The 23,497-nt window shown below is 35.4% G+C and carries 16 protein-coding genes and 1 pseudogene; 6 read left to right on the top strand and 11 right to left on the bottom strand.

What is annotated here, in order from left to right; genetic code table 11:
- Nucleotides 1–106: 106 nt before the first annotated feature.
- On the bottom strand, nt 107–1,537 hold the full coding sequence (gltX, locus tag ABWU38_RS01485; RefSeq protein WP_353272352.1) for a glutamate--tRNA ligase: 1,431 nt from the start codon (nt 1,535–1,537) through the stop codon (nt 107–109).
- A gap of 149 nt (nt 1,538–1,686) precedes the next feature.
- Here gltX and ABWU38_RS01490 point away from each other — a divergent pair, with 149 nt between their 5' ends.
- Together ABWU38_RS01490 and ABWU38_RS01495 are read left to right on the top strand one after the other, a co-directional pair.
- On the top strand, nt 1,687–2,439 hold the full coding sequence (locus ABWU38_RS01490; RefSeq protein ID WP_353272353.1) for an ankyrin repeat domain-containing protein: 753 nt from the start codon (nt 1,687–1,689) through the stop codon (nt 2,437–2,439).
- 72 nt (nt 2,440–2,511) lie between these two features.
- Nucleotides 2,512–4,590: an acetyl-CoA carboxylase biotin carboxylase subunit gene (locus ABWU38_RS01495; protein ID WP_353272354.1), complete on the top strand. Its 2,079-nt coding sequence runs from the start codon at nt 2,512–2,514 to the stop codon at nt 4,588–4,590.
- Here the strand turns inward: ABWU38_RS01495 and ABWU38_RS01500 are convergent.
- Genes ABWU38_RS01500 through ABWU38_RS01525 form a run of 6 tightly spaced genes read right to left on the bottom strand, consistent with a single transcriptional unit; the run spans nt 4,573 to nt 9,146 of the window.
- Nucleotides 4,573–5,571, bottom strand: coding sequence for a COX15/CtaA family protein (locus tag ABWU38_RS01500; protein WP_253309463.1), 999 nt, complete (start codon nt 5,569–5,571; stop codon nt 4,573–4,575). The two genes, ABWU38_RS01495 and ABWU38_RS01500, sit on opposite strands and share 18 nt — an antisense overlap.
- Nucleotides 5,553–7,151: a glycosyltransferase family 2 protein gene (locus tag ABWU38_RS01505; RefSeq protein WP_309166964.1), complete on the bottom strand. Its 1,599-nt coding sequence runs from the start codon at nt 7,149–7,151 to the stop codon at nt 5,553–5,555. Before ABWU38_RS01505 ends, ABWU38_RS01500 begins: the two co-directional genes overlap by 19 nt.
- Before the next feature lie 14 nt (nt 7,152–7,165).
- Complete coding sequence (locus ABWU38_RS01510) at nt 7,166–7,642, bottom strand: hypothetical protein (RefSeq protein WP_064125097.1); 477 nt, start codon at nt 7,640–7,642, stop codon at nt 7,166–7,168.
- 8 nt (nt 7,643–7,650) lie between these two features.
- Complete coding sequence (locus ABWU38_RS01515; RefSeq protein WP_264688424.1) at nt 7,651–8,130, bottom strand: hypothetical protein; 480 nt, start codon at nt 8,128–8,130, stop codon at nt 7,651–7,653.
- Between the two features lie 3 nt (nt 8,131–8,133).
- Nucleotides 8,134–8,361: a F0F1 ATP synthase subunit C gene (locus tag ABWU38_RS01520; protein ID WP_250294934.1), complete on the bottom strand. Its 228-nt coding sequence runs from the start codon at nt 8,359–8,361 to the stop codon at nt 8,134–8,136.
- Between the two features lie 59 nt (nt 8,362–8,420).
- On the bottom strand, nt 8,421–9,146 hold the full coding sequence (locus ABWU38_RS01525; RefSeq protein ID WP_253309466.1) for a F0F1 ATP synthase subunit A: 726 nt from the start codon (nt 9,144–9,146) through the stop codon (nt 8,421–8,423).
- Nucleotides 9,147–9,376: 230 nt separating this feature from the next.
- Here ABWU38_RS01525 and ABWU38_RS01530 point away from each other — a divergent pair, with 230 nt between their 5' ends.
- Nucleotides 9,377–9,664 carry a hypothetical protein gene (locus tag ABWU38_RS01530; RefSeq protein ID WP_253309467.1) on the top strand — a complete coding sequence of 96 codons (288 nt, stop codon included), beginning with the start codon at nt 9,377–9,379 and terminating at the stop codon, nt 9,662–9,664.
- Nucleotides 9,665–9,784: 120 nt separating this feature from the next.
- Nucleotides 9,785–12,181: a phenylalanine--tRNA ligase subunit beta gene (gene pheT / locus ABWU38_RS01535; protein WP_265016522.1), complete on the top strand. Its 2,397-nt coding sequence runs from the start codon at nt 9,785–9,787 to the stop codon at nt 12,179–12,181.
- Here pheT and ABWU38_RS01540 read toward each other — a convergent pair.
- The 4 genes from ABWU38_RS01540 to hemJ form a co-directional block, all read right to left on the bottom strand.
- Nucleotides 12,175–14,862, bottom strand: a complete 2,688-nt coding sequence (locus ABWU38_RS01540) for a hypothetical protein (RefSeq protein ID WP_353272355.1) — start codon at nt 14,860–14,862, stop codon at nt 12,175–12,177. The genes pheT and ABWU38_RS01540 overlap by 7 nt on opposite strands.
- A 68-nt stretch (nt 14,863–14,930) precedes the next feature.
- On the bottom strand, nt 14,931–18,317 hold the full coding sequence (gene ileS, locus ABWU38_RS01545; RefSeq protein WP_253309963.1) for an isoleucine--tRNA ligase: 3,387 nt from the start codon (nt 18,315–18,317) through the stop codon (nt 14,931–14,933).
- A 334-nt stretch (nt 18,318–18,651) separates the two neighbouring features.
- Nucleotides 18,652–19,971, bottom strand: coding sequence for a tRNA (N6-isopentenyl adenosine(37)-C2)-methylthiotransferase MiaB (miaB, locus tag ABWU38_RS01550; RefSeq protein WP_264688421.1), 1,320 nt, complete (start codon nt 19,969–19,971; stop codon nt 18,652–18,654).
- Between the two features lie 269 nt (nt 19,972–20,240).
- Entirely contained in the window at nt 20,241–20,669 is a 429-nt protein-coding gene (gene hemJ, locus ABWU38_RS01555; RefSeq protein ID WP_253302778.1) for a protoporphyrinogen oxidase HemJ, read from the bottom strand.
- 65 nt (nt 20,670–20,734) lie between these two features.
- On the opposite strand from hemJ, the gene pdhA reads away from it, so the two are divergent.
- Nucleotides 20,735–21,715, top strand: coding sequence for a pyruvate dehydrogenase (acetyl-transferring) E1 component subunit alpha (gene pdhA, locus ABWU38_RS01560; protein WP_353272356.1), 981 nt, complete (start codon nt 20,735–20,737; stop codon nt 21,713–21,715).
- A gap of 608 nt (nt 21,716–22,323) precedes the next feature.
- Nucleotides 22,324–23,339, top strand: a pseudogene (locus ABWU38_RS01565) (IS110 family transposase).
- Nucleotides 23,340–23,497 lie beyond the last annotated feature (158 nt).

The raw sequence follows: 23,497 nt of genomic DNA on the forward strand, positions 1-23,497 counted from the left end.
TTTTGTCATTGAGCCTGCAGGTCAAAAACAAGTTTTGAGTCATAAATACCCTTATTGTCATAATAAGGGGGCTGGCGGAGTTTGTCAAGAAATTTTCTTATTTCATTTAAATTGCTTGTAACCTTCTTATACACTCGTCTTTACCAAGAATCACCATGATATCGATGATTCCAGGTGCATCCATTACTCCAGTTATAGGGGCACGTAATGAGTGGTATACACTGCTTATTTTCATATCATGTGATTTTGCACATTCCTTGATCTGAGAAGATAAAAAACCCTTATTCCAATTTTCATCACCGATCTTTGACAGAAATGATGCGAGTAACTTAATTATATTGAGGTTAGATTTGACAATTTGACAAGCTTCTTCACTTAAATCAAGTGGCGGATCTTGAATATAAAATTTTGCTAAATCCAATAATTCGGTCAGGTAGTTTGCTCTTTTTTTCAGCTCTGTCAGTCCCTGCAGTAAATAGCCCTTTTTTTTGTCAGTTAGAGTATTTTCTCTAAGCATTAGAGTCAGAATATCTTCATTGCTCATATTACTAATATAGTGGTTATTCAAATGCTCCAGTTTTTTGAAATCGAGCCGTGCAGGTGAACGACCAATACTTTCTAAATTAAACCACTCTATTGCTTGCTCATCGCTAATAATCTCATCGTTGCCGTGACTCCAGCCAAGTCTCAGCAAGTAATTACGCATCGCTTTTGGCAATATTCCCATCTTTTCATAATCGCAAACGCTTGTGGCACCATGCCTTTTGGATAGCTTATTCCCATCTTCCCCATGGATAAGCGGTACGTGTGCAAAACGTGGAACATCAAAATCAAGAGCCTGGTATATTAGCAATTGCTTAAAAGTATTAGTGAGATGGTCAGAACCGCGTATTATATCAGTTATTCCAGCATCATGATCGTCAACTACCACGGCGAAAATATATGTTGGAGTGTTATCAGAGCGTAAGATCACTATATCATCAAGCTGGTCGCTATTTACTTTGATTTGGCCGTATATTTTATCATCAACGACGATCTCTTGCGAGTCTGGCACTTTGAAACGGATAACTGACCTCACACCCGATGTCATTCCAGCGCGTGACCACATATTTTTTTCTGGATCCCAGTGTCGAGCACTGGGATGACAAGAAGGAGGTTTTGTAGTACATTTATGCTTGTATATCTTGCCCTCTTCTCTTGCTTTTATTTTCTTTTCTGCAACTTCATCTTCAGGGCAGTAACAGTGATACGCCCTACCCTTCTCAACTAAAAGGTTTGCTACTTCTTTATGCCGCTCTATTCTTTTTGACTGATATACTATTTCTCCATCATAACTCACACCGAGCCATTTTAGCCCTTCTATAATTGCATCAATTGCTTCTTGTGTTAAACGTTTTCTGTCGGTGTCCTCAATCCTTAGCAAAAACCTGCCACCATGGTGCCTCGCGTAGAGCCAATTAAATAAAGCAGTACGAACCCCTCCAATGTGCAAAAACCCTGTTGGTGATGGAGCGAATCTAGTGACTACGTCTGGCATATTTGTCTATTACAGTAATGTAAATGATGATAGCTAAAATTTATGCTTGCAACAATGTGGAATTTATTTATTCTGAGAGATAAGATTTACTTGTTTTTCATAAGTTATGTTGTATAATTTATTATTGGTTGAATATAGCGAGGTGAGTTATGGATGGACTTGTAGATATAGCAAAATTGCTTTCAGATAATGAAGCTACTGTCAGTTGGCGTTACACCGGCCCTTTTGATAAAACAAAACAAATAGTACGGGCAGATAATCTCTTGCATCTAGCTGCAAGAATACCAAAAAAAGATAAATTTGTAGACATTTGCAGGAAGAACATTGCTTCTGTAACTGCGCATAATGAATATGGAAATAATCCATTTCATGAAGCAGCAAGGAGTGGGATTTTGCTGCCTGCAGTAAAAGAGATTGTGCATTACTTAGAGACGGAAGCTGATAACAAAATTACAAAAGCAGAAGAAGCTGGAGATCGGAAAGAAGTAAGCAGATTGAAAGAGGAACTCAAATGTAATAAAAAATATATTAAAGATGCGCTCTGCAGTAAAGACCATGCTTTTAATAAGAAAAGGGGAACTCCTCTTTATTACTTAGATGCTGCACAACAGAAAGAAATTAAGCAAATCGCAGACATAAAAGACAGCTTTATATGTAATCAGAAGTTTCACCTGTGTTTATATATAGTAGGGGCTATAGCGTGTATTGCTGCCTTGTGTTTATCTTTATATTTTCTGTATCTATCTTCTCAGACTTTTGCACTAAGCTCGATGGTTGCAATAGCTTCTGGCGGAGTCACATACCTGTCAGTTAAGGCATGTAACGAGATACATGCCTTGCATAACGAAAGCACTTTAGTGGAAACTAATGTACAACTTGCAGGAGAAGGTTTGGGTGTTTGATGAAGCTAGAAATTACTTGCAGGCAATGATATAGAAATTTACTTTCTTAACTTAAGAAAGTATACTGATACGATGACGGAAAAGAAGTACAGTAAGATTTTAATAGCAAACAGAGGAGAGATTGCTTGCAGGATTATCAGAACTGCCCATAAGATGGATATATCTTGTGTATGCGTATATTCGGATGCGGATATAAATTCTGTGCATGTAAGGCAAGCAGATGAGTCGAGGTATATTGGCCCTTCGCCATCTTGCCTCAGTTACTTAAACATCGAAAAAATATGCGAGGTAGCAGTTGAAACAGGTGCACAGGCAGTTCATCCTGGTTATGGGTTTTTAGCGGAAAATCCAGATTTTCCACGTGCTCTTCAAAAACATAATATAGACTTCATCGGTCCCAGTGCAGAAACAATAGAAGTTACAGCCAATAAAATAACGGCAAAAGAAGAGGCAAGAAAGGCTAGAGTAAATGTAGTACCAGGATATATGGGCAAGATTAAAGATGTCGCTCATGCAGCCATCGTTGCTGAAGAAATTGGCTTTCCGGTTATGCTTAAAGCTGCATCAGGCGGTGGTGGCAAAGGAATGCGAATTGTAAATTCCAAAAAAGAAATTGAACTAGCGTTCACATCAGCAACAAATGAAGCAGAGAAAAGTTTTAAGGATGGCAGTATCTTTATAGAGAAATATATAGAACTACCAAGACATATTGAAATACAAATCATAGCAGATAAATATGGCAATATAGTGTGTCTTGGAGAAAGAGAATGCTCGATACAAAGGAATAACCAGAAAATAATGGAAGAAACGCCAAGTCCATTCATTAGTGAAGAAGTAAGACAAAAAATGTATGTCCAATGTGTTTCTCTGGCAAAGCAAGTTGGCTATTTTTCAGCAGGCACTGTTGAGTTTGTTGTAGATAAAGACCAAAACTTCTATTTTCTTGAGGTAAATACGAGATTGCAAGTTGAGCATCCAGTAACAGAATTTATAACTGGAATAGACATAGTAGAAGAAATGATTAGAACTTCCTGTGGAGAGAAATTGAGATTCAATCAGGATGATATTAAACTTACTGGTTCTGCAATAGAAAGTAGAATTTGCGCTGAAGACCCATCGAAGAAATTTTTCCCTTCCAGCGGAAGAATAAAATATTACGATAAACCGGATGAAAATGATTATGTAAGAATAGATGATGGAGTTGCTGCAGGTTCAGAAATTAGCACGTTCTATGACTCAATGATTGCAAAAGTTATAACATATGGAAAAGATAGAGTAGAAGCGATCAGTAGAATGCAAAAAGCATTGTCTGAATGCTATATAGAAGGAGTAACAAATAATATAGAATTTCTAGAATCCATCTTCCATCACCCAAATTTTATTGCAGCAAAGCTCCATACGAGATTCATTCCAGACCATTACCCTAGTGGGTTTCACGGCGATTTTGTTACAGAGGAGTATATTAAAATATTTATTTTCACTGCGTTATATGTTCATTTGGAAAATGAAGAAAGGTACCATCATAAAGCAGTGAATGAAACACCTCAGGTGTCATTCCAGTTCGTGACACTGGAATCTAGTAAAAAAGAAGGGGCACCAGTATCAGCTACTCGGATGGCAGGTGACCGTGCAAGAGATTTATTCATAGTGAATATAAATGACAATGAGTACTCCGTAAGTGCAAGATATCAAGATAATATATTAACAACAGTATATAACCACAATACATACTCTGTAGTAGGCAAGTGGAAATCAAGTCATAAGTTACTATATATTACAATTAATGATGATGCTGATATAACATTTAAAGTAGAAAAACAAGGCAGCAAATACTTCATAAGACATGCAGGCATGAAAGCTGAGTGTTGTATATTTAAGCCTCATGTAGCTGAATTAAGTAGGTTAATGCTAAATAATGAAACAGAAGGGATTTCAGCAGATGCTGTAAAATCCCCAATATCTGGCTTATTAGTTAAGTTGCACGTAAATATAGGAGATCAGGTGGAAATAGGACAACCTTTATTTGTGGTGGAGGCAATGAAAATGGAAAATATCATATGTGCTGAAGCAGCAATGGTGATAAAAAATATTCTCGTTCAAGAAGGAAAAAATGTGCAGATTGGTGATGTAGTATTAGCTCTGCTTTCTTAAATAACACAAGAAGTATAAACTTGACCCAAACAAGATAAATGAAAACACTTGATGAGCTATGGCAATGGCTATTGGTATGTGCAATAATAGAGTAATTACACCCAAAATGATCTGAATGATAACGGAGAGCAGCATAATATACACCGGTTTTACGCTAGCATTTTTTACTGTGAGTATTACTACCAAAGCTAGTATTAGCAATGCCAGTGCTCGATGTATAAATTGCACTGTTGCTCTGTTCTCAAAGATATTCAGCCATATAGGGTGTAAGAAAAATAAATCTTCTGGAACGATTTGTCCGTCCATTAGTGGAAAGGTATTGTAAATCAAACCAGCATTTAATCCCGCAACAAACGCACCGAAAATTATTTGTATTACAATTAGGGCCAAAATCATCCCTGTGTAGTATATAGTGTCACTACTAATCTTAAGTTTAGTTTGCTTTGGCCTGATTTGGTAATCAAAAAATTGATATGACAATAATGCAAAGACAATTAATGCTAATAATAAGTGAAGTGCAAGCCTATAGTGGCTAACATGAGGTTCAGTTACTAAACCACTTTTAACCATATACCAACCAGCAAAAGCTTGTAAAGCTCCAAATAATAATGCCACAAATAGCCTTATTACTACCTTTTTAGATATTTTTCTTCTTAATGTAAAATATATAAATGGCAGGACAAAAACTAAACCTGTTAGTCTTGCAACCAATCTGTGTACATATTCTATTAAGTATATAGCCTGAAATTCCTCCATACTCATACCATAGTTGAATGCTTTATACTCAGGTGTAGTTTCATATTTTAATTTTTCTTGTAGCCAATCTTGTCCACTCAGTGGTGGCAATGTTCCAGTGATGGGTTTCCACTCCGTGATTGACAATCCTGCTTTTGAAAGTCTGGTAAATCCACCAATCCCCACCATGAGAATTACCATAATACAGCAGAGAAAAAGCCAAATAGCTACAGGTTTTGATTCCATAAACCATGCTGAGTTTTGTTCCATCGCTCAGGGTAAAGAATAAATTCCCATAAGGCAAGAAAAGCTGCAACACTATGTAGCAGACTATAGACCGGAAAAAATATCGATACTATATAAAAATAAAAAGGCATCTTTTGCTGTTTGACAGCTATTACCAAAAGAATCAGGTTAGTAACGTATACCACTACAAAGTAGTACAAAAATAATTCATTTAAAACTTTAGTTAATATCAATGAAAGCAGTAAAAATGGAGTAGTAAAAAATATAAAAGCTGCAGAGCCAACAAAAAGATTCAATAGCAAAATTCCCTTAAATCCAGTGTGTTTATAAAGTGACTTTATATTTTTTAAATGAACAATATAAGTTTGCATATAGCCTTTGATCCAGCGCGCTCTTTGCTTAATCCAAGCAAATACAGCAATTGGTGACTCTTCCAATGTTTCTGAGTCAATCATCCTGGTTTTATATCCCATTTGCGCAAGTCTCAAACCAAGGTCAGCATCTTCGGTAACACTATAAGCATCCCAGAAAAACAATTTTTTTAGAATTTTTACTGAAAAATGATTACTGCTACCACCCAAAGGCATTGGCATGTTCATTTTTTGGAATCCAGGCAATAAGTATTGAAACCAGTTCATATACTCCAGAGAAAAGGATTTTGTCAGAAAATTATGATCATAATTATAGTAATTCAACCTTGCCTGTACACAGGCAAGCTTATCGTCGCCCTTATTAAATTCAATCAGTGCTTTTTTTAACTGCAATGGGTCTGGTTTATCATCCGCATCATATATTACTGCATACTTTCCTCTAGCAAAGCTCATAGCATAATTGCATGACTTGGCTTTTGTTCTAGGCAAAGAATGAGGCACTTTTATTACTTCAAAATACTGTGGTAAAGTGTACTTTTCTATAGCTGCTAGCGTTTCCTGGTCATCACTTTCTACCTGAAGCTTCACATCTAATTTCGATTTTGGATAATCCAAACTTTCAATGCTTTCGATCAATTGCTCTATCACTGCACTTTCTTTAAAAGCAGGCAATAAAATAGTATATATAGGAAAATCTTCTTCATTCAGCTTACTATAATCCACTTTTTGGTTGGAGGTTTCACATAAGTTAAAAATTGTAGCTATAAACTTGAATAAATAACTAGAACATCCGATTATAAATATCAACATCAAAGCAAAATATGTATATTTCTCTGTTAGTGTTAAAATTGAAGTTACAATAAAGAAAGAAGCAAAAAATATTGAGCTTAGTTTAATGCTTTTAGCTGAAAAATTAGCATTCTTGTAATATAAGTAGTTGCTTGCAAATTCTGAAATACCAAAGTGCGAGTTAAGAAGATTTAAAATCTGTTCGCTATCCACTTTTATTAATACATAGTCAATACCGTAATGAGCTTCGACCCAACGGTTGATATCTCGGCTTGTGTCTTCAACCATAAAAAAAGTAGTATCATTTAATTTTTGCCAAGGAATTATATTAAATTTATAGTAAAAAAGTTTCTCTTGCTCTTTGCATAAACTAGAATCAAACTTAATTTTTTCTACATTATCAGCTTGAAGTATAGGCAATTGTTGCATTAAACCTAATGCAATTTTTTATTTAAGTCACGTGAAAATGAAGATATGACCTCGCTACTACGCTTATCATCTTTACGTTCATGCATTATTTTTTTTACAGCATCAGCAGCTATATTCGCTGTGTTAGCCTGTAAGTCTCCAAGAGCTTTTTCAACTTGGTCAGTGACTTTCTTCAAGTTAGAATGGGCATTGTCATCTAATGTCTGATCTAGCTGCTGTCTATTGTGCTTAATGATACTATTAGCTTTATCAAGTGCTTCATTCATCATTTTATTAACTTCTGCATCTAATTCTTTGTATTTTTCAGAAGATTTTTTGTAATACTCCAACATATCTTTCCTGAATTTTTCAGTTTCTTCACTTGAAAATTTGCTTTTGTTACGCTTATTGTTAAGCGCATTTTTTATCACTTTCTTTAGCAATTTATACGAAAGGACAAAACTTACCAAGAAGGCAAGACCGATAATCAGTGATGTAGACATAAAAACCCCTAAAATTCTTTGGACACCAAGTCAGCAACAAACTCCTCTTCAATTTCAGAATTGGTCAATTTAGTATAATAAATTAAAGCAATACTAGTAGCCATTTGTTTTAACTGATCAGTATATTCAGATTTAAATTCTGCCACTTTTTCTTCAATAAGCTTGCTCATTTTTTTGTCTTCCTCTTCTAATATATTCTTAACATTAGCTCTCATTTCTTCTACCTGAGCAAGTGCATCATCTATGATCCTTTTTGCCTGTATTCTAGCTTGGTTTAAAGCGGCATTATACTTGGCAATCTGCTCTTCCGTGAGTCTTAAAAGATGAACAGAACTATTAAAAGAATCCAATACTTTTTTACTTCTAGTGCTTATTATTTCATCTAACTTTGGTAAAAATAAACAACTTACTACGAAAAAAAGTGAAGAGAAAAAAATTAAAAACCAAAAAACTTGAGAAAAGAAGTTTGAAACATCAAGCTGTGGCATGTGTTAAGCAACAAATATTAATAATACTGCAAGTAAAAACGCAAGCAATCCCATTATTTCAACCATAGCAGCACCAATATAAACGTAAGTTTTCATTTTACCTTCCGATTCAGGATTCCTCGCAATCCCATTCAGCATAGCAGAAAAGATATTAGCTATACCTAAACCAGCACCGAGCATTCCAAACGCAACTAAACCAATTGCTATAAATTTTAAAGCTACTAAATCCATATATTACCTTTAAACATTTCTTTATAATATAATTGTAAAATATTCTGCAAGGAAGTCAATTACTTTACTGCATCTGACAAATATACACATGTTAATATAGTAAATATATAAGCTTGTAAAACTGCAACAAATACTTCAAACCCTATCAATGCAATTATGAACAAAAACGGCGCAGGAGTGAGAAATATGTTCATATTTACAATAAACCCTGCTATCACTTTGATAATTGTATGACCCGCAATCATATTTGCTGCAAGCCTTATTGATAGGCTAATCGGCCTTACTAAATAAGCAAACAACTTAATAATAATTATTATAGGTGCAAGCCACGAAGGAGTTCCTTTTGGTAGCAATATGCGTAAAAATTCTACTCCCCTTTCTTTAAATCCAACAATCGTTATATAAATAAAAACCACCATCGATAAAGCGAAGGTGACTATCACATGACTTGTGACCGTGAAACTATAAGGAAGAACACCAACCAAATTACATGATAAAATGAAAATAAACACTGTAAATATCAATGGAATGTGCTGCAAGCCTTTGCTTCCAGTGTTACTTTCTATTATTGAAACAACAAAATCATATACATATTCAACTGCAGCTTGCAAATATCCTGGTATTACTGACCCCTTCTTTATTCCAAAAAGCAAAAAGAGTATCACCAATATCACCGAAATCATCATGAAAAGAGATGAATTGGTAAAGCTTACGTCATACCCAAATAACCTAGGTAACTCTATTATTGTATATACTTTAAACTGTTCCAGTGGATTTAATGCCATTTTAATCTGAACTATAAACAGTAAATAAAGTATGAATTTTATAGGACAAAGTCAAGAATTAAGATAAAGCCCTGTATCATTATAACATTGATACATTAACAAAATATGTAATTAGAGTGTTAATTACAGTCAGCTCTGTATTTTAAAACTTACTAATCTTATTAAATAATTCAATATCTTGACTTAACATCTTATTTTAATTATAATTTAATTTTTAGTGAGGTATTATTATGAACGAAATAGATTTTATTAACACTAATCATCCTTTAAATTTAGAGCAGGAATTTGGTAGTGGATACATTAAACTAACAGATGGCTCCTTTAACGAATATACTGGCCATTATCAAATGGGAAGCGAAATACTAGATAAAAGCCATAATATGATAGGAAACTTAACTATTGATGGTTACATTCATAACTTCCATGAAGATAACCACAATATGAATCTTAAGCTCTCTATGGAGATAGATTTAAAAGGTGATATCGAGAAGATAAATTCTCTCTACAATAATATATAAAATTACAAAAACTTCTGCATCCTTGTTTATGATGTAGAAGTTACCTTTTATTCCATTACAACAAGCTTTAAAAGCACTACATTTTATATTACAATAACTCTTTTATTTCTTTAAAGGTTCATGAAATTCACATTATCTTGGTTATTAGAACACTTAGAAACCAATGCTAGTTTAGAAGAAATTACCGATAAATTAACTCATATAGGGTTAGAAGTAGAAGATGTGATCGACAATACCAAATTAGCTGGTTTTATTGTTGCAAAAGTATTAGAAGTTGCACCTCATCCAAATGCCGATAAATTAAAATTATGTAAAGTAGATGACAGAAGTAAAACTCTACAAATAGTTTGCGGAGCAAACAATGTTAGAGAAGGTATGAAAACTGTGCTTGCATCTCTTGGTAGCACATTGCCAGAAAGTGATTTCACAATCAAGCCTACAAAAATACGAGGAGTGCTAAGTGAAGGGATGCTCTGCTCTGCTTCTGAACTTGCGCTAGTTCAAGAGGAAAGTGAAGGAATAATCGAGCTTTCCGATGATTATAAAGTAGGGGATAAATTTTTCAATTGTGACCCTGTAATTGATATAAATGTTACTCCAAACCGTGGAGATTGCTTAGGCATTTATGGAATAGCTCGCGACCTTGCTGCAACTGGAATTGGGACATTAAAGACTTTAAGCATTCCACAACTTACCAGCTCCATAAATTCACCAATCGATGTTGAAGTGACTGACGGAGAAAGTTTTATTAGTGGAATATACATCGCCAATGTAAAAAATCAAGAAAGCCCAAAGTGGCTAAAAGATAAATTGGAATCGATAGGAATGCGCTCCATTTCTACAATAGTTGACATTACTAACTATATTATGATATCTTTTAACCGTCCAATGCATGCGTTTGATGCAAACAAAGTAGATGGCAAACTTACAATAAGAAAAGCAAATGATGGAGAAAGCTTCTTTGCTTTAAATGGTAAGGAATATTTACTGGACAATAATATAAACATTTATTCTGATAGTAAAAATATTCATGGAGTTGCTGGAATTATAGGTGGAAAGTGCAGTGAATGTACTCTTGAAACCACCAATATTTTTTTGGAATTAGCTTTGCTCGATCCAATCTCTATCACTAAATCTTCAAGACAGCTCAGCATCTCCACAGACGCTAGTTACAGATTTGCACGTTCAATCGATCCTGGATTTACCCTTGATGGACTCAATCTTGCAGCCAAAATGATTTTGGATTTATGTGGTGGAGAAGTCTCAAGCGTAGTGTCTGCCGGTAATCTAGATAAAGAATACACCTCTGTCATCCAAGTAGCTGACACTGGGATCCAGAAAAAACCATGCCGGAATGATGCTAAGATAAGCCTTGATTACCAAGATATAAACAAGTTTGGAAGTGTATCTGTATCACCTGATGAGACGTTCGATATCTTAACGAAACTAGGGTTTAGTATTGATAAAAAAACCGAAGGCAATTGGAATGTACAAGTACCAAGCTGGAGACCGGACGTGACTATACCTGCTGACCTAATTGAAGAAGTAACAAGAATATACGGCTATGACAAAATAAAAGAAGAACCACTACCAAATAATGTTGAAGAAGTAGATAGTACATACGACAATTTGCGTATTTTGATGACAAACAGAGGGTTTCATGAAGTGCTAACCTGGTCATTTATGAGTGAATCAACAGCTGAAAAATTTGGTTACTCGAATAAGTTATTTATCATCGATAATCCGTTTAACAATAACTTTAATATGATGAGACCAAGTATTATGCCAAATTTATTGCAAGTCACTGCTGATAATATTGCCCATGGAGTATCTGATCTTGCAATCTTCGAAATTGGGCCGATTTACGATGGTGAAGCTCAGTCTAAACATGTCTTAAGTGGAATAAGAACAGGAAATAATTTACCGCGAAACCATTATAATATTGATAGGAAAGTAGATGTTTTTGACGCAAAGGCTGATTGCATAGCAGCTTTGGAGTTTTTTAACGTCAATTGCGATAATTTAACGATAGAGAGAGCAGAAAAAGAACATTACCACCCAGGAAAGTCAGGCACTCTCTCTTTTAAGAATAAAGTAGCAGGTTATTTTGGAGAGTTGCATCCTAATATATTAGATCTTTTTGACATCAAGCAAAAAGTTGTAGGTTTTGAGGTAATACTAGAAAATATTGAAAATTTACCTGTAAGTAGAAAGAAATTTATCGATTATAAATACCAAAGTGTAAAACGTGATTTTGCATTTATTGTAAATAAGGATGTGGAAGTAGGTAACATAATCAATGTGGTAAAAAAAAGCTCAGAGCTCATCACAGAAGTTTTAGTATTTGACGTATACCATGGAAACAATATAGAACCGAATAAGATGTCTATAGCATTGTCAGTTACTTTCTGCTCTCCAATCCACACTTTAACTGAAAAAGAGATCCAAAAAGAATCAAGTGCTATAGTCAATTTGGTATATGAAAATACCGGAGGAACTTTGAGAACTCATCATTGAGTCACAATCATAGTGTTCTGCTTTTGCTGTGTCACACTTACTTCATCCAATCTATTCCCAATCTTGAATTCAACATCCTTAAAAAATCTATTCCACATTCCATGCAAATGCTCTTCTACTTTAGGCCATACATCATTTTTAAATGTTTTCCCATCATCAGAAAATACATCACCTATCAAGGCTCCTACTTCTTCATAACTTGATTCGAAATGTTGAAGAAATGTCTCTATTTCCTTATGAGTATCATGTGCCACACTCAACGCTTTTCCTTCTGTGCTCTTATCTTTGTTTACGGTAGCTGACCATCCAATCACATTATAATTAAAACCAACTTTAAGAGAGTTCCAAATCTTCCACAAACTATTCCCATTATCTTTTGGTACATTATTTATTATGAGGTTCGCTAACCTGTCTACCAGAGGAGACAATAAATCTTGACAAAAATGCTTGATATTATCTTTCGTTTTAATCACAGGATATTTGATGCATCTTTCTGCCAAATAGTACTCAAGTTCCGCTTCCTCTAATAATCTCTTAATTGCTTCTTCGTTAAAAGTTTCATGCTCGAACGCTTTCAGTAAATCATCTTCTATTATTGCAAATTTTACTTTTTCACGAGATTCCAGCTCTTCTCTATAATTATTTTTTGTTTCTTCATTTATCAACAATCCTTCTTTTTTTAACTCTAATTGCTCTAATGCTTCTAAAATTTCTTGGTTATTTCGCAAGCATAACTCTATTAACTCCATACTTGAAGATTTCTCTTCTTTACTATTTTTCTCAACATCCAAATCCTCATTCTGCTTTCCTATTATTTCCTTCAGTCTTGTAGGTTGCGTAAAATATTCTCCAATTTCTTTTCGATAAGAAACAATCTTGTTTACTAGACGTTTTTCATCTTCTCCATTGAATAGCATGTCCTTATTATCTTCTACATTCTTTATACTTTCCCCTTGCTTTTCAAATAACTCTTGAATTCTACATCTTGTTATTTCTAAATACATCTTCTCTACAAAGTCATTCACTTTATCCGAAGTCCTTGTTTCCTTTAATTCACTAAAATCTTCTGCTAAAGATTGCTTTATTTTTTTATCTGACTTACTCAGTAGAGTGTTAATAGTCCTTATTCTCGATTCTATTAGCCTTTCCTCAACTTTTTGATCATCATATTCAAATTTAAAAAGATCTTCTAATTTCCTTTTTAAAGCACCATCTTTTAAGTTACCGTTTTTCCTATTTTTATGCATCTCTTTTAATTTTTCACATATCCCATTATATCTTTTCTGTCCTATTTCTCTTAAATCCTTAATCTCTCTTTCAGCATTATCTAGAGCTTTCTTTGTTTCTTGAGGGTACATATCTTCATAAGTATTAATTATTGTCCTTTCAGCTATTTTCCCTTCTTTTATAAGCTGTTTCCATTTTGCTTTAAACATAGGAAGCCCTCTATCGTCCAAGTCATCTGGTACTTTTGCTCCTGCTTTTTTTAGATCTTCTAGTATCATTTCCTTTTCAGTCGGCAATTCCTTACCTTGGCTTTTCAGTTCTTGCTCCACTAATACCTCTTTCAGTCTTTCTTCTAATGAAAAATCTTCCTTTTCCTCTCTTCTTTTTTGTGCAAATTTAATTGCTTGTATAAAAGCAACTCGATAAGCATTTTGTATTAAGTAATTCACCAGTTTAGAATCTACACTATCCACCACTTTCAGTCTGAATTCGTTCAACAGTTCCTTCAGCTTATCATATGTAATATCTTTTCCTTCTAGCTTCATTAGCTCTTCCATAGTCTTTGCGAATTCCTGAATCGAAATTGCAAGCACATTCTTGATCTCATTACGTAAAGGCCTAAGGCCGTTTTTTAAATTGATATTAGCTGATAATTTCAGTATGGTATTATGTTCTGAATCACGTGCAACATTAAACCAACTACCATCTTTATCTTCATATAAATCTCTAAGTAATTGTTCAAATTGCGGTGGAAACTTAACTTCCATATCCCACTTAATGTCCGACTTACCAGCATCTATTTCACGAAAAGACACTTCAATATTCTGGTGTTCATTCTGATATAACCCATTACTTATTTTTAGAGCAGCAACCAAAGAATGAGATAACTTTCTGTTTGTAAGATAAAAAGTAGCTAAGGCGGGTGTTGCAGGAATAATTAAGGCTATAAGCACAGCTATATCAACAAGAATTGCAATTGCAGCAAGAACGCCATATGCCAATCTTTTTGCTGTACTTACCTCACTCTTTTTTGTTTTACTTTCCTCTGAACTGGTTTGTGTTTTACTGTTTGTTTTATATATAACTAACCCCAATGCAACAGAAGCAACATAAGGAAACATTAAAACTGATAGAGCTGAATTTAATACTTTCTTCTCCAGGCAAGCTCTGTTTATTTCCTTAAATATTTCGCTTGATATATTATACCAGGAAGTAAAAAAATCGGAGCCGTAACCTTTATAATGAAATATACTTAGTGGAATGCTAAAATCAGCACCTATTTTTTTTAAATTACTAACAGATTCTTGCTCTTCCAAAGTAGCAACAGGTCCTTCCTGTTTTTCTGAAGTAGCAAAAGATTCTCTTTGTAAATTAGGTTGTCCATTTAATGCATCTAAATCACCACTATTGTTATTTAAGTCAACAACTTCCTCACAACCTACAACAGCATTCATACCATAACCTTATCCAATTACCTTAAGTATAGCATAAATACTGACAGTCTTGCAACTTTATTAAAAATCTAACGCTCAATGCTAACATTTAAATCCTGATATTCCTTAGAATAAAAGTTAGTTCCAATTTCTGTATTAATGTCCAAAGATAAGGCAAGGGTCTGCTCTTTTATATATTCAATCCACGTATTTATTGCTTCCTTAATTTTCTCATCTTCTGTTTTGATTATTACTCTGATTCTATCGGACATATGAAAATCAGCTTGTTTCCTAGTTTCCTGAATGAGCCTCACTACATCTCTTGCAAGCCCTTCTAGAATCAATTCATCATTTAAAGTAGTGTTTAGGATAACAACCCCTTTGTTGTTATCAAATACAGAGGAGAATTCACTGTTTGCTTTTAATAATAGTTCATATTCGCCTTTTTCTATGATATAATTTTCTGACTCGTCCCCCAAAAATATGAGACCTCTTTCTGTCATTCCAGCGCGTGACGCTGGAATCTGCGTCTGGATCCCAGTGTCAGCTACTCGGATGACACCGGATTCAACTTGTTTCCACTTTCCTTGTTTAACATATTGAACCAGTGTCTTAATCTTCTCCGGAATTCTTTTTCCAAGCACAGGGAAGTTGAGTTTTAACTCTAGTGATGCAATATCTTCAAGTCTGTTTACTAACTTCAGTTTTTTTACATTTACCTCATCTTTTATCATCTCTTGGTACTCATTTGAGTTTTCAGCACACTGGATCCCAGTGTCACGCACTGGGATGACAGAAAACGGCTCACCTTCAAGAAAACTACAGGAAGACTGATGATAAATGATCATACTGCCAAGTGGCTGTCTGATACGTATATTAAAAGTGTTTCTAATAGAGAGTGCAGAGTTACATATCTCTCTCACTAGATCCATTTTGGCAATGAGCTGACTATCAAACTTCTCTAATTGTGGGAAATCAGCCAAATGAACAGATGTTTCTTCATACTTAAGCCCTTGCCATATATTCTCTGTTATAAGTGGCAACAAAGGGGCTGCAGCTCTTAGTATGTAATAAAAAACCGTATATAGAACATTATAAGCATCAGTTTTATCCTGATCCAAATCACTTTTCCAAAAACGCTCGCGACTGCGACGAATATACCAATTATTTAGCACTTCAAAAAAGTTCATCAAAATTTTGCAAGCCTCTTGGGAGTTATAGCTGTTCATAGAAGTTTGGATACTTTCTACAGCTTCAAAACATTTGGAAATCATGTAGCGATCAATAGTACTTTGATAATCCTTACAAACTTCAGCTTTAATTCCATCTGCATTTGCATACATGGTAAAAAAGTGATAACTGTTCCAAATAGGTTTTATTACGTTTTTCAGAACGTCTCGTACTAAATTCCCTTCTTTATCAAGTAGCAAATTACCACCACAAACAATAGATCCAGAAAGCATAAGAAAACGCAGTGCATCAGAACCGTATCTATCAAAAACCTCCATTGGATCTGCATAGTTATTCAAACGCTTGGACAATTTTTGCCCTTTTACATCCAAAACAACACCGTGGCATATGCAGTTCTTAAATGGTTCCCTATCAAACAAAGCAGTGGACAATACAAAGAGCGTATAAAACCACCCCCTGGTTTGCGCTATGTATTCAGTGATAAAATCTGCAGTTTCAAACCACTCCTTATTTTCAAACGGATAGTGGACTTGTGCGAATGGCATCGAGCCAGATTCAAACCAGCAGTCAAATACGTCAGGCACACGACGCATAACTGATTTTCCTGTTGGATCATCAGGATTTGGCCTCGTTAAAGTATCGATAAATGGTCTGTGCAAATCATCTACTTTAACATTAAAATCTCGCTCTAGTTCTTCTATCGAACCATATACATCCACTCTTGGATATCTTGTATCATCTGATTGCCACACAGGAATCGGAGTACCCCAGAATCGATTGCGTGAAATTGACCAGTCGTGTGCCCCTTCAAGCCATTTTCCAAATTGACCATCTCTAATGTGGTTTGGTATCCAATTAACTCTCTTATTTAGCTCTACCATTCTGCTTTTGAATTTTGTAACGGCAACATACCAAGAAGGCATAGTGCGATAGATCAAAGGAGTGTCAGTTCTCCAGCAGTGTGGATAATTGTGAATATATTGTTCAGTTTTGAACCAGTTTCCTTGTTCTTTCAATTTTTTTATTACTGTATCATTGGTATCAAAAACATGAACCCCTGCCAAATCTGAAACTTCAGCAGTAAATTTTCCACTGTTATCAATTGGACAAATAACTGGAATATCATGGCTTTGGCAAAGGTAAAAATCTTCCTCACCAAATCCAGGAGCAGTGTGTACAACGCCAGTACCATCTTCTCCTGTAACATAATCAGCAACAAAAACACGGAATGCATTCTTTGTATCTTTAAAGTAATCAAACAGCGGCTTATAGGAAAGGCCTGCAAGATCATTCGCTTTAAGTTTTATATTGCAGTTTTCATATGGAATATTGTTTTGTTCAGAGTGGCTGATAAATTTTTCTAGGTAGCTTTCAGCGAAAATATAAATTTCACTCTTCACTGAACTCCTTTCATTAACTTCTGTCATCCCAGTGCTTCGACACTGGGATCCAGAAATAGATTCCAGCGTCACGCGCTGGGATGACACCAAAGAGTGGACTGACACTGCACAATACTTGATGTCCTTTCCTATCGCCAATGCCAGATTGCTAGGAAGAGTCCAAGGAGTTGTAGTCCAAGCAAGTAATTTACATTTTTGTTTAACACTTTTAAACTGCTGTGGGTTTTCTAAAAGCTCAAATGCAACAGTTACAGCTTTGCTAGTCTTTTCTCTATATGCGTTATCAAGCCTTGTTTCAAAATTGGATAATGGAGTTTCGCACGCCCAGCTATATGGAACAACGCGTACTGATTCATACACTAGACCCTTATCATAAAGCTGTTTAAATGCCCACATGACCGACTCCATGAATGATTTATCCATGGTTTTATAGTCATTATGAAAATCCACCCACCTTGCCTGCCTATTGACATATTTTTCCCACTCTGATGAAAATCTCATTACAGAAGTACGACAATGGTTATTGAATTTTTCAATGCCGAATTTTTCTATCTCAGTTCTACCAGATATTCCAAGTTCTTTTTCTGCACCCATCTCAGCCGGTAATCCATGGCAATCCCAACCAAATCTACGTTCAACCCTTTTTTGAAGCATAGTTTGATATCTTGCAAATGCGTCTTTGATGAAACCAGTGAGTAAATGTCCATAATGTGGAAGTCCATTTGCAAACGGAGGCCCATCATAAAACACAAAACAATTATCCTTGGAACGTTCTCCAACTGACCGCTCAAAAACTTTATTTTCCTGCCAAAATTTTATGATTTCTTTTTCTAACGACGAAAAATCAGGACTACTTACTGTATCAGGATAATGCTTTGACTTCATGTTCATTTTGACCGGATAAAGCCAAAGAATATAGGGCTTTCTAGAAAATTACAAATGCAAAAAGAAACAAACTTATTCCTGCACCCCACACCCTATAGCTAACACAATCCCACGTCATACCGCGATTCATTCGCGGTATCTCAGCTTAACCGTCATATCGTCACGGTATCTCTAGATCCCGCTAACAAGTAGCGGGATGACGGTTGTCGGTAAGCCTAAATTACTTTAGCTATAGTTGATAAACTTGAAATAAACTACGTGAAGTACTTCTATCTTGTTCTATAGGGGTACTTTCTCTCAATCAAAATAATTCTCTGACGGATGTCCAACAGAGCTATCCTGCACCACACCCCAACAAACTATTCTGCCGAGCTTCCAATACCTTCACATTTACTATTTTATCTCTATACTTCCCTTCAGGATCATCAATGCACACTGATTGCATATATGGGCTTTTACCAATAATTTGGTTTTGGTGTTTGCCTTTTTTATCACTGAACAAAGCAGGTATAGTTTTGCCTACCATACTCTGGTTAAACTCAAGTTGTTGCTTACTAATTAATTTCTGTAAACGAAGAAGGCGTTCTGTTTTAACCTCTTCTGGTACTTGATCTTTTCTTTCTGCTCCTGGTGTACCTGGTCTTGGGCTATATTTAAAGCTATAAGCCTGAGCATATCTAATTTTTTCTACTAATTTTACAGTTTCTTCAAAATCTTTTTCGGTTTCTCCAGGAAAACCAACAATAAAATCAGAAGAAAATTCGATTTCAGGTTTCAATTTGCGAAATCTGTCTATTATTTCCAAATACTCCTCTGCAGTGTGCTTTCTGTTCATCGCGTGCAATATTTTATTCGAACCTGACTGCACAGGCAGGTGAATAAATGGCATGAGTTTTGGCTCTTCCGCATGTGCCAAGTAGAGAGATTCATGCATATCTCTTGGATGAGAAGTTGTATAACGAATCCTCTCTAGCTTTTCAATTTTAGCAATATGACTAACTAATTTGCCTAAATCCCACACTTCCCCTTCGCATTTCCCATGGTAAGCATTGACGTTCTGACCAAGCAAATTGATTTCCTTCGCCCCATTTGCAACTAATTTCAATGCTTCACGAAATATTTCATTCACTGGCCGTGAATACTCAGCTCCACGAGTATATGGTACTACACAAAACGTACAAAATTTATCACAACCTTCTTGTATGGCAAGAAACGCAGAAGACCCCTGGCTATTGCCATAGCATTCATCTGGCAATTTATCAAACTTTGCAACTTCAGGAAAATCAGTGTTTATTACATGACCTTTACTTCTGCTTGCTTTGACTATCAGCTCCGGTAAGGTAGCGATACTCTGCGGACCAACAACAATATCAACAAAAGGAGCCCTTCTGAATACTTCTTCTCCCTCTGCTTGCGCTACACATCCAGCCACCACTATAGTAATTTCTTTTCGTGACGAATGAATCTTCCCGAGCTCAGAATAAAGCTTTTCTGCTGCCTTCTCTCTAATGTGACAAGTGTTCAGTATCACCAAATCAGCTTTTTCTGCATCACTAACAACGTTGAACCCCAAAGGTTTAATTATATTTTCCATTAAAACGGAGTCATAAACGTTCATCTGACAGCCGTAAGTTTTAATATATAGGCCTTTCATATTTGGTATGTCTTTTTCAAAACCCTACATATAATCACATTAAATGTCCAACAGACCAGCGCGTGACGCTAGTGAACTTGCTAGCACAATAGATTTTTATAAAATTGGATCCCAATGTCAAGCACACAGCTATTGCAACTCGACTTCACCAGTATCCCTGTAAAAATCATTGGTAAACCTCAGTAACTTTAGCTTATGTTATTTTCAAAAAAGTCAAAAATGAAAATAGAAGAGTAGCTGAGCTTTCTGCTTTTTCTGGGTAAGGTCAGTCAAAAAGGTTTTACAACAACCATAATAACTATAACTATTATCAATACTGTAACTGCTTCATTTAAAACACGAAAATAAACGTGTTTTTTTTCATTTGAACCCATTGCAAAATTTTTCCTATATTTTGCAAGTAGCATATGAATAATTAACATCAAAAGTATTGCAAATGCTTTTACATGAAACCATCCTTCACGATATGCTTCCCTAATAACCATTAATGTGATTCCAAGACCAAGTGAGAAAAGCATTGCAGGGTTTATGATATATCTAAGTAGCCTCTTTTCCATTGTTTGAAGCAAGCTATCATTTTCCGATCCCGGTTTTACAGTTGCGTGGTAGACATAAAGCCTGGGTAAATAAAGCATACCTGCCATCCACATAATGGCGGAGATAACGTGAAAAGCTTCAAGCCAGTGGTAGTAATCCATTGAGATTTATTACAAAATGTTAAAAATTTCTGATATTATTTTAGTTTAATGAAAAAGAAATCGATATGAAAGCAGAAAATTTCACTAAAGAACAGATAATTGGATTCTACAGGAAAATGCTACTCATACGCAGATTTGAAGAAAAAGCAGGACAATTATATGGAATGGGATTAATAGGTGGGTTCTGTCACCTATCAATAGGGCAAGAAGCAGTTGCAGTTGGAACTCAAGCTGCATCAAAATTAGGTGACGCTTTTATCACAAGTTATAGAGACCATGGCTTAATGCTCGCATGTAATTCTGATCCAAATGTTGTAATGGCAGAACTCACTGGCAAAGAAACAGGATGCTCGAAAGGTAAAGGTGGTTCGATGCACGTATTTGACGTTGCAAAAAAATTCTTCGGCGGACATGGAATAGTGGGGGCACAAGTTCCAATTGGCACAGGAATAGCATTTGCTAATAAATATAAGAAAAGAGACAACGTGGTATTCACGTATTTTGGTGACGGTGCTGTAAATCAAGGGCAAACATATGAATCATTTAATATGGCAGCTTTATGGAAGTTACCTGTAGTTTATATTATAGAGAATAACGGATATGCAATGGGTACTTCTGTAGAAAGATCCACTTTGGTAACTGAGCTATATAAAAAAGGAGAAAGTTTTGGTATTCCTGGAAAACAAGTTGATGGAATGGATTTTTTCTCTGTTTATGCGGCTACAAGCGAAGCAGCGGAACACACACGCAGCGGAAAAGGGCCTATCCTGCTTGAAATGAAGACATATCGATATCGCGGCCATTCGATTTCAGATCCTGCTACTTATCGCTTAAAAGAAGAAGTTGAAGATATGAAGCAAAATCATGACCCTATAGGCACTTTAAAGAAATACATGATAGATAATAAAATTGCTTCAGAAGAAGAATGTAAAGTAATTGATAAGGAAGTACGTGATTTAGTAAAAAAGTCGGAAGATTTTGCCAAAAATAGTAAAGAACCAAGCGTTGATGAGTTGTATACTGATGTTTATAAATTTGTTAGCTAAGTAGGCTTCTTTTTTTTTATCCAGGTGGCAACTAACTGTACGAACATTGTATAGTAAACGATGTCATTCAAGTAGCTCCTTCCCCCGTCATCTAAGTAGCCTTCTTCTTGTCATCCGAGTAGCTGAAACTGATTCCTTTATGACGGCCCAGTGCCCTCTTCGAAAGTGGTTACAACATTTTCGATGAGATTATATGGAAAACTGGATCCCAGTGTCTGGGCACTGGGATGACAGCAGTCCTACGTCATACCGCGATTCATTCCTACGTCATACCGCGATTCATTCGCGGTATCTCTTAACATAGATCCCGCTAACAAGCAGCGGGATGACGGTTGTCAGGGTGTCATCCGAGTAGCCTCTTTCTTGTTATCCGAGTAGCCCCTTCTTGTATCTTGTCAAAAGCATCTAATGTTTTAAGCTTAAGCATTAGGTGGAGAAGGGAGGAACTCTGTGCTTCTTCTTAGATATAAAATCTGTAGAGGAGATAAGAATTCCCTTCTCAAAAGTATAGGCTGGACGGTATCGTAGAAAGACCTGAATGGTTCTAATTCTGTATTCACAAGACTAGCCTTACTTTTCATTTTTAATGGTAACGTATGGGGTTATATATGATCAACAACTTTTTGGGCATAGATATATCAAAAGATCGCTTTGATGTTTTTCTCTCATTTATAAGCAAAAAAGGAAAGCGTGAAACTAGAAAAAGAAGCTTTAAGAACGATGGTTTCAAAGTCTACTGAATTTTCTACACAAACATAATGTAGAAAAAGTAAAAACCTGCATGGAATCTACTGGTTGTTATAGCGAAGCACTGGCTGAATTTCTACACAATGCTGGACATTTTGTAAGTGTTGTAAATCCTTATTGCATAAAATCTTATGCAAGGAGTAAGCTGATACGACAAAAGAATGATCAGACCGATGCAGAAGTTATTGCTGATTATTGCCAAAGACAGGAACCTTCTAGTTGGACACCACCTTCTCCTGAAATGAAAAAATTAAAACATCTTTATCGTTGCTCAGTTGCGTTAAAAGATGAGTTAACATTAGTAAATAACCACTTAGAAAAAAAAGAGAGACTGCCTAAAGAAGTTGCAAATGCTTGGGAAGACCTTGCAATGAATATAGCTCAAAAAATAGAAACAATAAAAAACTCCGTACGTGAACTATTAAATCAACACAAAGAATTGTTGGAAAATTTTCAACTTCTATTGACTATTCCAGGCATAGGAGAAGAATCAGCAATAGCTATTTTAGCTGAAGTTTCTGATATAGAGGTTTTTAGAGATGCCAGGCAATTGGCAGCATATACAGGAGTTATACCACGAAATATGACGTCAGGTTCCTCTGTATATGCCAAACCCAGATTAAGTAAATCCGGTTCACAAACATTACGTAAGGCACTTTTCTTTCCTGCCATAGTAGCTAAGAATCACAATCCTATCATTATGAGCTTTTGCCAAAGATTAAAGGAAAAGGGTAAGCATAATATGGCCATCGTTGGTGCTGCAATGCGTAAGCTACTCCATATCATTTTCGGTATTCTGACATCCAAAAGTGCTTTTGATCCTAACCATATCAAAAACTACAGGGCTAGGAGGTTGACTGAAGGTTTAGTACTTTAAAATCAAAAATGCTTCCTATCATCTATCTTATGTAAAGTGGTATCTTACACAAATTTATTGAATGTTGTTGGTTAGTGGATATGTTGATAAGTAAACTTCATCTGTTTTGTGCGTATAAAACTAATTTACTTATCAACATATCCACTAACTATAATCTG

The organism is Wolbachia endosymbiont (group A) of Urophora cardui (assembly GCF_964028435.1).
GTDB lineage: Bacteria > Pseudomonadota > Alphaproteobacteria > Rickettsiales > Anaplasmataceae > Wolbachia.